Raw genomic sequence first — 13,747 nt, forward strand, 5'->3', positions numbered from 1 at the left:
AGCGTTACGGCGTGCCGGTCGATTTCCATCTGGACTTCGATCTCGATCCGGCCGGATCCAATCTTCCCCTGGTGATCGCCGAAACTCTGGCGCGTGGCTACCAGGGGCGCGTATCGGTCGGTCATGTGACGAAGCTGTCTGCCCTGCCGCCGGAGGCATTCGAGGCCGTCGGCCGCAGTCTGACGCAAGCCGGCATTGCGGTAACCGTGCTGCCGGCAACGGATCTGTTTCTGACGGGGCGGGCGGCAACGCATCTTGTTCCGCGCGGCGTTACGCCGGCGCATCGGTTGGCGGAACTCGGCGTCCTCACGACGATCTCGACCAACAACGTCCTCAACCCGTTCACCCCCTTCGGCGATGTCAGTCTCATCCGCATGGCCAATCTCTATGCCAATGTCGCGCAGATCGGGACCGCCGAGGCCCTCGAAGCGGTCTTTGACATGATCACGATCAATGCCGCCCGGCTCCTGGGCCTGGAGCAATATGCGCTTGACGTCGGCGGTCCCGCCACGCTCGTTCTGTTCGATGCGGTATCCGGTGCTGATGCCGTAGCCAGGCTTTCCCCAGCAGTGACCGGGTGGAAAAATGGTCGGCAGACGTTTTTGCGGCCGGCATCTCGATTGCTCTTCGGGCAACAACACCAAAATCTCGATGGTCGGCTAGAATAGCGGCTTTAGGCGTCTAGCATTCCGCGGCTCTCCGCGCGACGGTGAAGCGTCACCAAATATTCCTTCGACACGCGAAGCCCCCTGATTGTCATTGCCAAAGGGGAGAAAGCTGCCCGTAGAGGTCGCGGTAGCGGCGATAGGCCTTTCTATAGTGGACGCCGTTTTCCCAGTTTGGTTGCAATTGTTCGGCGAAGGTGACGAAACGCGTGATGCCGCGCCAATCATCTGTCAGCCCTGCGCCGATCGCGGCGGTCCAGGCCGCGCCTATGCAGGAGCCCGGATGACCGGACAGGCGTTGGACCGGGGCTTCGAGAACATCGGCGACGATTTGCATCCAGATCCGGCTTTGCGCGCCGCCGTCCGAGACGAAATAGCGCTTCGGCCTATGGCCCATGTCGATGAGGACCTCGATATGATGGCGGATAGCATAGGCATAGGATTCGAGCAGGGCCCGCCAGATATGGCCGAGATCATGCGACAAGGTCAGACCTTCGACCACGCCGCGTGCGGCCGGATCGTGAATGGGTGTTTTTTCTCCGAGAAGATAAGGCAGGATTGTCAATCCGTCGGCGCCGGCACTTTTTTTGTCCGCCATCCCGTCGAGGTGCTGGTGGATCGTCAGCCCGGCGGCTTTCGCGGCTTCCTTTTCCCCGCCGGCAAAGGTTTCGATGAACCAGTTCAGCGCCGAGCCGCCGGTCGACATGCATCCATTTGGCATGAAAAGTCCCGGCACCAGATGATAGTCGAGGAAGAGGCGAGAGTCGGGACGCACGACATCCGTCGCGGTCAGGATATCGACGGCGCCGCCGAATTTGAGAAGCACATCGCCCGCATCGACGACGCCAGCGCCAAGCGCCGAAGCGATCATATCCGCTGCTCCGGCAACCACCGGCGTGCCGATGGCAAGTCCGGTTTCGAGCGCGCCCTTTTCATCGATATGACCCGTGATCGCATGCGACGCCCGCTTCGGCGGAATGACTGAGCGCGGTATATGCGCGAGTGCGACGAGGCCGTCATCGATCTCGTGCCGCGTGACATCGACGAAACCCGCTTCGAGCGCCCAGTTCTGCTCCACGGTAAGCGCGCCCGTTAGCCGGTAGTTGATATAGTCATAGGAGCCGAGGACAGTGGCGATGCGCTTGAAGTTGTCCGGTTCGTGCCGTTCGATCCAGCGCAACTTGGCAGTGACGAGTTGCTGGTTTATGCCGTTTCCGGCCTTTGCCAGGAATGCAGCTTCGTCATATTCGGCCTTGAGGTCGGCGACTTCCGCGCCGCAACGGCCGTCGCTCTGCTGGATGCTGGGTCGGATGACAGCCCCGTTTTCGTCGAGCAGAACAACGGCCGGCAGCATGCCTGTCGTGCCGATCGCCCGGATGTCGCTTGCCTTCGCCCCGCTCCTTTCCAGAAGCTCCGGAATGATCGAGCACACGTTTGCCCACCAGTCTGCCGGATCCTCCTCCGCCCAGCCGATATCCGGCGATCGAAGGGAAACGGATCGAGATGCGGTGACAAGGATTTCGTCAGGCAGCCTCAGCAGGATACCGATGGTCGAGGTCGTTCCGATATCGAGGCCAAGGACCATGGTCATTCGCCAATCTCCAATCTAGCGCAGCGTTTCGACCAAATCCATGAACCGCTTGACACGGCTGCCGTCAACGGCGTTCCACGTATTGCCGTCGATCTTGAAATGCGTGCCGATTACCACGCCTTGCGCGATGGACAGGACATCACGCACATTGTCGAGATTGACGCCGGTGTTTGCAAAGACGGGCACTTCCGTCACTGCCTCGCAGACCGAGCGCAGATCGGACGCTTCGGCCGGCTGGCCGGTGATCGGACCAGACACCAGGATCGCGTCCGCCAGCGACGAGAACACCGCGCTCTTGGCCCGCAGCGCGATGGGCCGCTGGTCGAGCGAATAGGCGAATTCGGCATTAATGTTGAACAGCAATTTCATGTCGTCGCGACGCAGGGCAGCGCGTAGACGCGAGGCACTGGCGCAATCCGGCTGCCAGAGGCCCATGTCGGATGCAAACAGGCCGGTGAAGATTTCCCGTACGAAACTGGCGCCGGTCACGGCGCCGATGGCCACGCTTGCCGATGGATCCCAGAGATAGTTGACGCCGAAAGGAACCTTGATGGCGGGTTTGATCGCCTGAACGATGGCGGTCATCGCCGCAATGCTTTCCGGCGAGCCCTTGAAGACGTAGGGCCGGTCGTTTTCGTTCCCGAACATGATGGCATCGACACCGCCGTCCTGCAGCTTCTCGACATCCGTCAGGACGTCGTCGATCAGTTTTTGAACGCCGCCGTCCGCATTGTAGAGCGGCGAGCCGGGAAGCGCACCGATATGCGCCATGGAGATCACGACCTTCTTGCGGTCGCCGAAGCAATCAAAGATCATTGTATTTTCCTTCCTTGCAGGCATGCCGTTGTCCGGATCGAGGTGAACCGGGTCAGGCATATGCGTGTTTCCAGTGTTCGAGTTTGTCAGGTGATGTGCTGGATGTTTGTCGATCATTTCTAGGCCGCGACGCTTTGGCGGTAGGCCCGCCAGCCGCCATAGGCTGTGATGTCGGGTTGGCCGTCGATGGCCGTGCTCTCACAGAGGAAGCCGGTGACCTCCGAGCCGTCCTCGAGTGCCAGCTTTCCGACACCCAGCGGTGCTGGAATGCGGGCGATGAAATCGCCAAATCCGGCGGCCGGCAAGGCCCAGACTTCGACCGCGATGCCGGCGCCGCCATCGGCTGCGCGGATAAGGCCGGGCTTGGGCGGGACGGTGCCGTTCAGTGCGTAGAGCCGGTAGGCGTCGGTTGTCTTTGCCGCGCGGCGGAAGATGCCGCCGCGTGTCGTCAGTTCGTGATTGAGCGGCATGCCCGAGAGATGGGCGCCGACAACGGCGATCTCACGGTAATCTTCGTCAAGCGGCAGGGCTGCCGCTTCGGGATAGGGATTGTCAAACATGGCGAGCGAGAGACCGGTCGAACGGTGGAAGGCAGCGGCGATCCCCGCCGCCTTGGCTTCCTGAAAGCCAGGCGCCAGAAACGTCACGCCAAGCGGCAATCCGTCGTTGCGGAAACCGTTGGGGACGGCAATGCCGCAAAGTCCCATCAGGTTGACGAAGTTCGTGTAGATACCGAGCTTAGCATTCAGCGAGATCGGGTCGGCGGCGATTTCATCCTTTGTGTAGATGGTCGGCGCGGTCGGCACCATCAAGACGGCGATATCCTCCCAGACGGGCCGCGTGTCGCGCTTGAGTTCGGCGATGCGGTGGCTGGCCGCAAACGTATCGAGGGCTGTGAACTTACCCGAATTGGAGAGGATCTGGCGTGTCACGGGATGAATGGCGTCGCGGTGTTTTTCGAGCACGGCATCGAGGCTGAGAGCACGCTCCGAAATCCACGGGCCCTCGTAGAGAATGCGCTGCGTTTCTTCGAAAGGCGCGAAATCGATCTCGACAACGTCTCCGCCCAGATCCTGCATCCGCGCCACGGCCTCTCCGAACAGGCGCTCGGCCTCCATATCACCGAAGAAGCGCAGAGCTTCGCCCTTGGGGATGCCGAAGCGGAACCGTGGTGGCGGGGTCGCTGGTGTCAGCGGGACGGCCTCAGCCTCCGGTTTGGAGAACGGGTATGTCGGATCGTAGCCGCCGATCAGGTCTGTCACCTTCATGCCGTCCTCGACGGTCAGTGCGAAAACCGCAAGAGTCTCGATGGTTTTCACGCATCCGCCACCGGAAACGCACGCATTGCTGATGAGACCCGGAGTCGGCTTTATGCCGACGATGTTGTTGAAGCTTGCCGGCACACGACCGGAACCGGCCGCATCGTTGGCAATGGAAAAGGACGAGAGGCCGGCTGCGACCGATACCGCCGAGCCGGAGCTTGACCCCCCTGAAATGTAACGCTCGTCGAAAACCGAGGAGCAGGCGCCGTAAGGTGTGCGCATGCCGACGAGGCCGATGCCGAACTGGTCCATGTTGGTCTTGCCGATCAGGATGGCGCCGGCATCGAACAGCCGCGTGATCGCCTGACCGCTGGAGGTGGCGATATAGGCACTTTCCTTCAATGCATTGGTGGTGGGCAGGCCGACGATGTCGTTGCAATCCTTGACGGAGAACGGGATGCCCCAGAGCGGCTGGCCGTCATACCCCTTGGCTTCAAGGGCTGCCGCCGCTGCCAGCGCATCTTGCCGCGATACGAGATGGATCCAAACGTGATCGTCGCCGCGCGAAGCGATACGGTCGTAGATGGCTGAAATGACCATGGTCGGCGTCAAGGCGCCGGTGGCATAGGCCTTGGTCAGTGTGTCGAGATCGAGGCTGCCGGTTGCGGCAGACCAGTCTTGCTTGGACATCGCAGGTTCCTCAGATTTTTGTAAGGGCCGCTTTTACGGCGGCGGCGGAAGCAACGGTGCCGAACAGACCATTGCCGAATGTGGTGATGCGCAATTGCGCGGCATGGCGCGTCTCGCTCGTGCCTTGGCAGGCATCGGCAACGGCAAGGCACTCGAAACCCATATCGTTGGCGGTGCGTTGCGTGGCGTGAACCAGCCCTTCCGTCGGTAATCCGGCGATCAAAAGATTGCGGATGCCACGGGCCTTCAGCTTCGTTTCGAGCGGCGTCCTGTAAAAGGCATTGTCGCCGGGATGATCGACCACCAGTGCTGTGTCTGGGAGAATGAGTTGTGGCGGAAAGGTCCAGTCGCCGGGGCCTTCGGCAGGCACGACATCGCCCATGGCATAACGGCGTCGCGCGACATCGTCACCCGCGGGTAAGGCGACGCGGCGCGAAGCTGCGACGAACAGGCCGCAGTCGAGGGCGACCGACAGCAGGTCCAGTGCCGTCGTAAATGCCGGCATGGCAGCCAGCGCAGAAATCGGCCCCTGCTGAAAACCAAGCAGCAACAGGGCGGTATCAGCCGATGACCAATGCCCGTCGAATGGAAAGGAATACGGTTCCGCATGGATCTGGCGGAGTGTTCTGATGCCGCGGTCAGACATCGGTGTGCTCCAGCATGGTTTGGAAGGCGGCAAGGCAAGAGACACCTCCCCAGCGGCCACCAAAGGCCTTAAGGATCTCCAGCGTCGCCAGATGGTTCGGCGTTTCGACGGCGGCGGTGCAGTCCTCGAGCAGGACGCATTCGAAGCCGCGCTCGAAACCGTCGCGCATGGTTGACTGGACGCAGCAGTCCGAGGTGACGCCGGTGATGACCAGACGGGAGATGCCGAGGTTGCGGAGTTCCGCTTCCAGATCCGTTTGGTGAAAGGCAGACTTGCCGGGCTTGTCGACGACCAATTCCTCGGCTTCGGGAGCGAGCTCCGGGATGATCTGCCACCCTGGCTCGCCGCGGACGAGGATCCGGCCCATGGCGCCCATGTCGCCGATCCCCAGCCCATGGACGCGGGTGCGCCATTGTTTGTTGGCGTGGAGATCGGACAGATCAGACAAATGCCCCTCGCGCGTGTGGATAACGGCGATGCCGGCGGTCCTTGCAGCGGCAAGTGCCTGGCTGATCGGCGGAATGACGGCGCGGGTGTTGGAAACATCTTCGCCGAGCTGATCGATCCAGCCGCCGGGCGCGCAGAAATCGATCTGCATGTCGATGAGTATAATCGCCATCGCGCTTTTGACGGACGTGCCGCCAAGTGGCCAGAAGCCTGATGCGGGGTGTTCGCTCATAGCGCCATGCCTTTTTCAGCGTCGAAGATGTGGATGGCCAAAGGATCGACCGCGAAGGTCAGCATATCGCCCGTCGTGACTGGATGACCGCTGTCGATCATCGAACGCAGGCGCGGGCGGACGGACATCAGGTCCTTTTCTTCTTCAATCACGGTGGAATGGATCATGGTGGCATCCTGGACATCGAGATGAACCAGAAGCGTTGCGCCCAGGTCCTCGACAAAGGCGGTGCGCGCCGAAACCGTGCCAACCCCGCCGGTATCGCCCGACCGCTTGAGTGCTTCGGGGCGGATGCCGATGATCACCTTGCGTCCGGGCACGATTTTGGCGCGCTCGCCTGTGGCACCGAGCGGCAGGGTGAAAGCGCCCAGTTGGACCACAGGCTTTCCGTCTTTTGCCGCAATGGTCCCTTCGAGGAAATTGATCGGCGGCGAACCGATGAAGCTGGCAACGAACAGATTGACCGGCTTGTCATAGAGACGGCGCGGCGTGTCGAGTTGCTGGAGGGTGCCCTTGTTCATCACGGCGACCCGGTGGCCCATCGTCATCGCCTCGACCTGATCGTGGGTGACATAGACGGTCGTCACGGCGCTCATGCGCTGCAGCTTGGCAATCTCTGCGCGCATCTGGCCGCGAAGGCGGGCGTCGAGATTGGAGAGCGGTTCGTCCATGAGAAAAGCATGGGGGGAGCGCACCAGAGCACGGCCCATGGCAACGCGCTGCCGCTGGCCGCCGGACAACCGGGCGGGCTTGCGATCCAGATAGTCGGTGAGTTCGAGCAGGGCCGCTGTCTCGCGCACTTTTTTCTCGATGATCTCGTGCTTGACGTTACGGACCCTGAGACCGAAGGCGATGTTGTCGGCAACCGTCAGATGCGGATAGAGTGCATAGGACTGGAACACCATGGCTATGTCGCGGTCGCGCGGCGCCAGATCGTTGGCGACCTGTCCGTTGATGCGCAGTGTGCCGCCGGTGATGTCTTCAAGGCCGGCAATCATGCGCAGGGCCGTGGACTTTCCGCAGCCGGACGGCCCGACGAGAACCATGAATTCGCCATCGACGATATCGAGGTTCAGTCCATGCAGCGCGGAATGACCGCCCTCATAGGTTTTGGAAACATCCTCAAAGGAAATCTGGGCCATCGATCGGCTCCTATTGTACGCCGTTGGTCGCGCCCTGAACGAAGTACCGGTTCAGGAACAGCGCCATCAGGACAATTGGAATGGTGGAGAAATGCGCCAAGGCACCGAGCGAGCCCCAGGTGACATCCTTGGTGCCGTAAGCGGTCAGCAGGGCCACGGAGATCGGCTTGGAATCGAGTGTCGTCAGGAACATCGGGTAGAGAAAATCGTTCCAGGAAAACATCACGCAAAACAGCACGCAGGCGATGATGCCGGAGCGAACCGCCGGCACCGCGACCTTGAGAAACGCGCCGATCTGGGTGCAGCCATCCGTAAGTGCCGCTTCTTCCATATCGCGCGGCAGGGCGCGGAAATAGGAAAACATCATCCAGGTGACAAAGGCGCAGTTGAGCATGGTGTTGATGATGATCACGGCCCACCAGCTTCCGAGCAAGCCGATATCGCGCATCATCAGATAGAAGGGGATCAGCGCCGCAATGGCCGGAACCATGCGGATCGCGAGGAAGAAATAGGCGAAGAAATTGGCGTAGCGGGAACGCGAGCGGGCAAGGGCATAACCGGCGGGAACGCCAAGGAGCAGTGAAAGAACGGTGGTGCCGAGGCTGATCACGACGGAGGATCGCAACAGCGATACGACATCGAAATAAGACAGTATCCCGCGAAACTGGTCCAGCGTGGGTTGGAAGCCGAGCTTCGGGGGAATGGAGAAGATCTGATTGGACGGCTTGTAGGCCGTGGTGATCAACCAGAGGACCGGCAGCAGGAACAACACCGTGATGACCAGCACGGCTGTCCGCTCGAACACGATCTGACGTTTGGAGACCTTCGACATCGGCATTACTTCCCGTTGATCCGGACATCAGCACCGCGCACCACGAGCAGAAGCACGGCTGCCATGACGGCGATGAACAGCATGGTGATATTGCCGATTGCCGAAGCGTAGCCGACGTTGAAGAACTGAAGTCCCTCCTTCACCGCCAGCACCATCAGCGTGTTGGTCGCATCGTTGGGGCCGCCGCCGGTCGTGACGAAGACGGAATCGAACACACGGAACGCGTCCATCATGCGCAGCATGAGCGCGAGGAAGATGGAAGGCAGCATCAGCGGCAGGATGAGGAGAGTGAAGCGCTGCAAGGCCGTGGCCCCGTCGGTGCGGCCTGCCTCCAGAACGTCGTTTGGCAGGGATTTGAGCCCGGCAAGCAGGATCAGCGCCATAAGCGGGGTCCATTCCCAGCAATCGATGAGGATCAGCACCCAGAGTGCCGTTCCCGCATCGGTGAGGAAGCCGGTTCGCGGACCGATGCCGGCGTCGGCTAGAAAATAGCCGACCAGCCCGTAGTCCGCGCCGAGAAGGGCCTTAAAGATGAGGCCGACGACCAGCGGCGTGATGGTGGCGGGGACGAGCAGAAAAGCCAGCGCGATGCGGTTGAAGCGACTGTCACGCCACAAAAGCAGCGCCAGTCCGAATCCGAAGATCAGTTGCAGGCTGACGCTGGCGATGGTGAATTGAAAGGTGTTGGCGATCGCCTGGCGAGCGGAACGGTCCGAAAAGATTTCGACATAGTTTCCAAGGCCGACGAATTTGGTGCGGGCCGGACGCAGCAAATTGTAATTGAAGAAACTGTACCAGATACCCTGAGCCAGCGGCCAGACACCCACGGCCAGCACATAAAGGACAGCCGGCGCCGCCATGAAGAAGAGAAAGAAGCGGCGGCGATCGGAAAAACTGCGGCTTATCGGGAAGAGACTCATGCCGTATCGCCGCTGTCCGCCGGCGGCTTCGCCCGTGGCGAGGAATGGCTGGCTCATGTCGGTTTCATTCCTGACGTTTTGAACGCGATACCCGTCCGTTTACCTGCTCCCCGCCTTTCGGCGGGGAGGCTGATCTTCGCTGGATCAAAGCAGGAAAGTCTAGAAAAGTTTCTTGGCTTCCGCCTGAGCCTCGTCCAGAGCTGCCTTCGGCTCGGCAGCGCCTGCCAAAACGGAGTTGACGGCGGCGCCGAGGATGTCCTGGATTTCAGGATATTCAGGGATGCGCGGACGATAGTCGCCATTGCCGTTTTCATAGGTCTTGGCGACGACAGGCAGGAAGTCGAACTTTGCTGTCAGGTCCGGATCGGTTATCTGGCTCTTGCGCATGAACGAACCGGCACCTTCCAGATTGAATTCCTTGTGGATCTTCTTGCTGGTGAGCCATTTGATGAAGGTCCAGGCGGCTTCCTTCTGCTTCGCATCGATATCGGCATTGATCGCCATGCCCCAGCCGCCTACGCCGTATTGCGGCGAAACGCCTGCACCGACCGGTGCGGTGGTGATGCCGACCTTGCCGACGACGTTGGATGAGGCCGGATCGGAATAGCCGGGCGCGCCGACCGACCAAGTCTGCATCATGGCCGCGACACCCTGACGGAAGCTCTCTTCGCGTCCGCCCCAATCATATTCTATGGCGCCGGGAGGTGCGGTCTCGACGAACAATTGCTTGTAGACGGCGAGGCTCTCGACGTTTTCGGGCGAGTTCAGCGCCGGCAGGCCGTCCTTTCCAAGGATCGAGCCGCCCATCTGGTTGTTGTACTGCATCCAGTCCTGCGCGACCGCTGGACCCTTCTGGCCGTTGGCCACGAAGCCGTATTGCTTCTTGGACGGGTCGGTCAGCTTTTTGGCGTCCGACACCAGCTCTTCCACCGTCTTCGGCACTGCGAGGCCGGCAGCCTCGAACAGGTCCTTGCGATAGGCAAGAACATTGGCGTAGGCGGCGAAGGGGAAGGCAACATAGTGGCCGTTGTACTGGCCAAGCGATTCAAGGATCACCGGATAGATGTCGTCGAGGTCGAGTTCCGCTGCATCGCGCTTGACCCAATCGGTCAAATCGACGGAATAGCCATTTTCCGCATAGGCGCCGGCCCAGACGATGTCCATGGTCACGAGATCGTAGCCCTTGGTGTCCCCGACGAAATCGGCGGTCGTCTTGGTCAGCAACGTGCCGTAGTCCATGACTTCGACCTTCAGGTCGGCGCCGGTGTCTTCCTTGAATTTCGCAGCGAGTTTGGTCAGGACGCCGCCAAACGGATCGTTCTGCGAGGCAAGCGTAAGAGTGACGCCATCCAGCGGCTTGGCATGTGCAAAAGCTGTCGATGTCATCAGCGTCATAAGAGCGATGCTGAGCAGGCGGGTCGTCCGGGGCATCGGGAATTCGGAGATCATGGTCATGTTCTGCCAGCCTTTCCTACGAGATTGAAGATCTGACGCGAAGCTATCTGAGCTTGAGCGGCTGTCAAACAAAATTTCACATTAAACGCGCAAATATAACGAAATTGAACATTGATGATGAATAGTTCTGCGGACTGATTAAAGATTCGGCGGGACCTGCATTTTATAACGGCGTTTTTAAAGATTCCGTCCCGGCAACCCACTAAATCGGGAGAAAAATTCCATGCCTAAGAAATGCACACCTCTTTTGCGAGGAGCGAAGATCTCTATTCCAAGGTGTGGCGCTGATGGATTCCGGTGTTAATTCCCAGCTACAAATGCGGAAGTGAGAGAGAAAAATAACATAATCACACACTTTACAACTTTCCCGCAGTCACTATTCTCGCCTCAAGGTCGACGGGGAGCATGAATATGCAGAGCGCGAAGGGCATTCCGGAGACGTCAGCAACCGATGCGAGCAGCGCACTTGCCGGGGTCGCACCACGAATTGCGGATGACGACGCCCTTACGTTGCTTGAAAAGCGTGTCCGGCTCGAACTGGCGGTTATCGAGGCGCCCTTGCGGGATTGGATTCCTGAGCGGCGCGATGACGATGGCCGTGTGATCAACGATGTGGTCATCGTCGGCGCCGGGTTGTCCGGACTGTCGCTGGCCTTCGGGTTGATGCGCCAAGGTGTGACGCGCGTAAAGGTGATCGATGCGGCGCCCACAGGGCGGGAAGGACCCTGGCTCAACACGGCGCGGATGCGCACGTTGCGGTCTCCCAAGAATCTGACGGGTCCCGACCTTGGCGTGCCGTCGCTGACCTACCGCGCATGGCACGAAGCAAGGTATGGTGTGCAAAGCTGGGAAGCGCTCGACAAGATCGAGCGCCGTGACTGGATGGCCTATCTCGTCTGGTTTCGGGGCGTTGTCGGTATGGAGGTCGAAAACGGTGTGCGCCTCACCGGCATCGAGGCGCGCGACAATCATCTTGCCTTGCGTGTCGAAGAAGCCGGCCTTGAGCGCGTGATCACCTGCCGCAAGGTCGTTCTGGCGACCGGCATGGATGGCGCTGGCGGGCTCAATGTGCCAGCCGCTATTTCCGGCGCCCTGCCGCGCGAACGCTGGACGCACAGCGGAGAGGTCGTCAGTCTGGATTTTCTGTCCGGCAGGGCGGTCGGCGTCATCGGCGCGGCGGCGTCGAGTTTCGACTGGGCGGTGGCAGCGCTCGAGGCCGGTGCAGCATCGGTGACCGTACTGGCGCGCTCGCGCAGCCTGCCACGCACCGAAGTGCTCGACTGGTCGAATTTTGCCGGTTTTCTCAATCACTTCGCCGATCTGGACGACCTCAGTCGATACCGGTTCGCGCGCCGGATGTTCGCCTTCAGAACGCCGCCGACCACCGAGATGTTCGAGCGGGCAATGCGTTTCCCGGCATGCCGGCTCGTCATGGGTGCCCGGGTCGAAGCGCTGGGGATGCAGGATGAGCGTATCGCCGTGGCAACCGCTGCCGGCGATTTCGCCTTCGATCATCTGTTGCTCGGCACCGGATATAGCGTCGATCTCCGGCGCCGGCCGGAACTTCGCGGCATCGTCGATGCCGTGGCCACATGGAGCGACCGTTTCACCCCGCCGGAAGGCGAGGTCGATGGTGATCTTCTGGCCTATCCCTATCTCGGCCCTGCCTTCGAATTTCAGGAGAAGACGGCCGGGCAATGGCCGTTGCTGCGCGATATCCACATCTTCAACAGCGCGGCCGTCCCAAGCCTCGGACCGGTCTGCAACGGCATTACCGGGCTGAAATCGGGGATCCCACGGCTTGTTGCCGGTCTGTGCCGCGGACTGTTCCTGCAGGATGCGGATCTGTTTTACCGGTCGCTCGACGACTATGACAAAATCCATTTCGAGCCGCCACCGGCGTCTGGCAAGTCAGGCTAACCCGGATATCATTCGATGAGTCCGACCCGGCGTGCTGCGACGACACGATAGAGCGGATCGCCGGTGTGGCGGTATTCCTCGAGTGCCGAAAAGACGAGCGAGTGATCGTGCTCGTCGTCGGAGGCGACGGCGGCTGCGGCGATCGCCTCGTCAGGCGGGACTTGCAGCTTGCGCCAGGCGTCGAGCATCTCGGCACTGGGCAGATCCGGCATGCCGATCTTGGTGTAAAGCGACAGCACGACTTCCCAGAAATGAACTGCGAGGATTTGCGGTTTATCGAGATGGGGGCTGACAAGGCGCAGCCAATGGCTGCCGGTCAGAGCGTGAAGCGCCTCGAAGCTCATCGTACCCGCGTAAAGCGCCAGAGAGGCCTGGCGCATCCGGATCAGAACATCGTCCGTTGGCGCAAGCCGCCCGAGGCGCTGCTGAAAAGCGGGTATATGGCCCAAAGCTTCGATCCATTTCCACAAAAGCGTCGAGGAAACGGCAATGTCGCGGAAACTCGGTTCCGATTGCATCGACAGGATCAGTTCGGCCGGGTCGTCTACGGTTGGCGAGCCGGCGAGTGGCGGCGGCGGAAAGGCGAGATAGGTCGCGGCCCAGTAACCGAGCGCGATGCCGATCTCCGTTTCGTCACGGCGCAGGACGGCATAGGCAAGACGCATAAGGCCATGGGTGGCGGAGGCCGCCACGCCGGGGAAAAGCGTGGGCAGATGAAGACGGATGGCTTCGTTGCCACCAATCCTTGAAACGACGTCGGCGAAATAGTCGCGCAGATCGGTTTCCCGATCGCGCTGGCCAAGCGCCGAGCGCCAGGTCGCATCGGTGAGCGATGAAACAGCCGGTGGCGGAAAGGGCACTGCATGGGCGAGTGTATAGTGACGGGCATAGGCTTCCAGCCGCTCCGGCATTGCGCCGAGCCTGCCCATGGCCTCCAGCACCATAGGCAGGTGATTGGCAAGATAATCCGGAAATTCGCCGCTGCGCTGGCCGACGTCTGCGATCAGCGGCCGCAATCGCGCACTGGCCCTCGGATGACGGTAGATGGCGCTTGGTGAATCAGGCTGGGTGTCGACAGTGATCTGAGGGTTTCGTTCCATCGTTTTCATCCATTCCCCCGCGCTACCGC

At 60.8% G+C, this 13,747-nt stretch carries 12 protein-coding genes; 2 read left to right on the forward strand and 10 right to left on the reverse strand.

The features are described from left to right. Nucleotides 1-11: 11 nt before the first annotated feature. Complete coding sequence (locus tag BA011_RS29345) at nt 12-668, forward strand: amidohydrolase family protein (RefSeq protein ID WP_237352720.1); 657 nt, start codon at nt 12-14, stop codon at nt 666-668. Between the two features lie 88 nt (nt 669-756). On the opposite strand, the gene BA011_RS29350 is transcribed toward BA011_RS29345, so the two are convergent. The 9 genes from BA011_RS29350 to BA011_RS29390 all read right to left on the reverse strand — a co-directional run bounded on the left by BA011_RS29350 (nt 757) and on the right by BA011_RS29390 (nt 10,698). After that, nucleotides 757-2,256 carry an FGGY-family carbohydrate kinase gene (locus BA011_RS29350; protein WP_065283413.1) on the reverse strand — a complete coding sequence of 500 codons (1,500 nt, stop codon included), beginning with the start codon at nt 2,254-2,256 and terminating at the stop codon, nt 757-759. Nucleotides 2,257-2,271: 15 nt separating this feature from the next. Further along, nucleotides 2,272-3,072 (reverse strand): BtpA/SgcQ family protein, encoded by an 801-nt coding sequence (locus BA011_RS29355; RefSeq protein ID WP_065283570.1) that lies wholly within the window; start codon nt 3,070-3,072, stop codon nt 2,272-2,274. 119 nt (nt 3,073-3,191) lie between these two features. After that, nucleotides 3,192-5,024: an allophanate hydrolase gene (atzF, locus tag BA011_RS29360; RefSeq protein WP_065283414.1), complete on the reverse strand. Its 1,833-nt coding sequence runs from the start codon at nt 5,022-5,024 to the stop codon at nt 3,192-3,194. 10 nt (nt 5,025-5,034) lie between these two features. Continuing rightward, complete coding sequence (locus BA011_RS29365; protein WP_065283415.1) at nt 5,035-5,670, reverse strand: isochorismatase family protein; 636 nt, start codon at nt 5,668-5,670, stop codon at nt 5,035-5,037. Continuing rightward, the gene (locus BA011_RS29370; protein ID WP_065283416.1) at nt 5,663-6,349 is read right to left on the reverse strand and encodes a cysteine hydrolase family protein; all 687 of its coding nucleotides are present in this window, start codon (nt 6,347-6,349) and stop codon (nt 5,663-5,665) included. The genes BA011_RS29365 and BA011_RS29370 overlap by 8 nt, the downstream gene beginning before the upstream one ends. Continuing rightward, a complete protein-coding gene (locus BA011_RS29375) occupies nt 6,346-7,491 on the reverse strand; it encodes an ABC transporter ATP-binding protein (protein ID WP_065283417.1) in 1,146 nt (381 codons plus the stop codon). Before BA011_RS29375 ends, BA011_RS29370 begins: the two co-directional genes overlap by 4 nt. A gap of 10 nt (nt 7,492-7,501) precedes the next feature. Further along, nucleotides 7,502-8,323, reverse strand: a complete 822-nt coding sequence (locus BA011_RS29380) for a carbohydrate ABC transporter permease (protein ID WP_065283571.1) — start codon at nt 8,321-8,323, stop codon at nt 7,502-7,504. A gap of 5 nt (nt 8,324-8,328) precedes the next feature. After that, nucleotides 8,329-9,228 carry a carbohydrate ABC transporter permease gene (locus tag BA011_RS29385; protein WP_151343655.1) on the reverse strand — a complete coding sequence of 300 codons (900 nt, stop codon included), beginning with the start codon at nt 9,226-9,228 and terminating at the stop codon, nt 8,329-8,331. A gap of 174 nt (nt 9,229-9,402) precedes the next feature. Then, nucleotides 9,403-10,698 carry an ABC transporter substrate-binding protein gene (locus BA011_RS29390; RefSeq protein ID WP_065283418.1) on the reverse strand — a complete coding sequence of 432 codons (1,296 nt, stop codon included), beginning with the start codon at nt 10,696-10,698 and terminating at the stop codon, nt 9,403-9,405. A 411-nt stretch (nt 10,699-11,109) separates the two neighbouring features. On the opposite strand from BA011_RS29390, the gene BA011_RS29395 reads away from it, so the two are divergent. Then, nucleotides 11,110-12,618, forward strand: coding sequence for an FAD-dependent oxidoreductase (locus tag BA011_RS29395; protein ID WP_151343616.1), 1,509 nt, complete (start codon nt 11,110-11,112; stop codon nt 12,616-12,618). 8 nt (nt 12,619-12,626) lie between these two features. On the opposite strand, the gene BA011_RS29400 is transcribed toward BA011_RS29395, so the two are convergent. Next, on the reverse strand, nt 12,627-13,718 hold the full coding sequence (locus BA011_RS29400; protein WP_151343617.1) for a questin oxidase family protein: 1,092 nt from the start codon (nt 13,716-13,718) through the stop codon (nt 12,627-12,629). Nucleotides 13,719-13,747 lie beyond the last annotated feature (29 nt).

It is taken from the genome of Rhizobium leguminosarum (genome assembly GCF_001679785.1).
GTDB lineage: Bacteria > Pseudomonadota > Alphaproteobacteria > Rhizobiales > Rhizobiaceae > Rhizobium > Rhizobium leguminosarum_R.

What these genes read in the sequence shown, in the direction of transcription:
- BA011_RS29350 (WP_065283413.1), bottom strand. Translation starts at nt 2,256, where the DNA reads ATGACCATGGTCCTTGGCCTCGATATCGGAACGACCTCGACCATCGGT.
- BA011_RS29355 (WP_065283570.1), bottom strand. Translation starts at nt 3,072, where the DNA reads ATGATCTTTGATTGCTTCGGCGACCGCAAGAAGGTCGTGATCTCCATG.
- atzF (WP_065283414.1), bottom strand. Translation starts at nt 5,024, where the DNA reads ATGTCCAAGCAAGACTGGTCTGCCGCAACCGGCAGCCTCGATCTCGAC.
- BA011_RS29365 (WP_065283415.1), bottom strand. Translation starts at nt 5,670, where the DNA reads ATGTCTGACCGCGGCATCAGAACACTCCGCCAGATCCATGCGGAACCG.
- BA011_RS29370 (WP_065283416.1), bottom strand. Translation starts at nt 6,349, where the DNA reads ATGAGCGAACACCCCGCATCAGGCTTCTGGCCACTTGGCGGCACGTCC.
- BA011_RS29375 (WP_065283417.1), bottom strand. Translation starts at nt 7,491, where the DNA reads ATGGCCCAGATTTCCTTTGAGGATGTTTCCAAAACCTATGAGGGCGGT.
- BA011_RS29380 (WP_065283571.1), bottom strand. Translation starts at nt 8,323, where the DNA reads ATGTCGAAGGTCTCCAAACGTCAGATCGTGTTCGAGCGGACAGCCGTG.
- BA011_RS29390 (WP_065283418.1), bottom strand. Translation starts at nt 10,698, where the DNA reads ATGACCATGATCTCCGAATTCCCGATGCCCCGGACGACCCGCCTGCTC.
- BA011_RS29395 (WP_151343616.1), top strand. Translation starts at nt 11,110, where the DNA reads ATGCAGAGCGCGAAGGGCATTCCGGAGACGTCAGCAACCGATGCGAGC.
- BA011_RS29400 (WP_151343617.1), bottom strand. Translation starts at nt 13,718, where the DNA reads ATGGAACGAAACCCTCAGATCACTGTCGACACCCAGCCTGATTCACCA.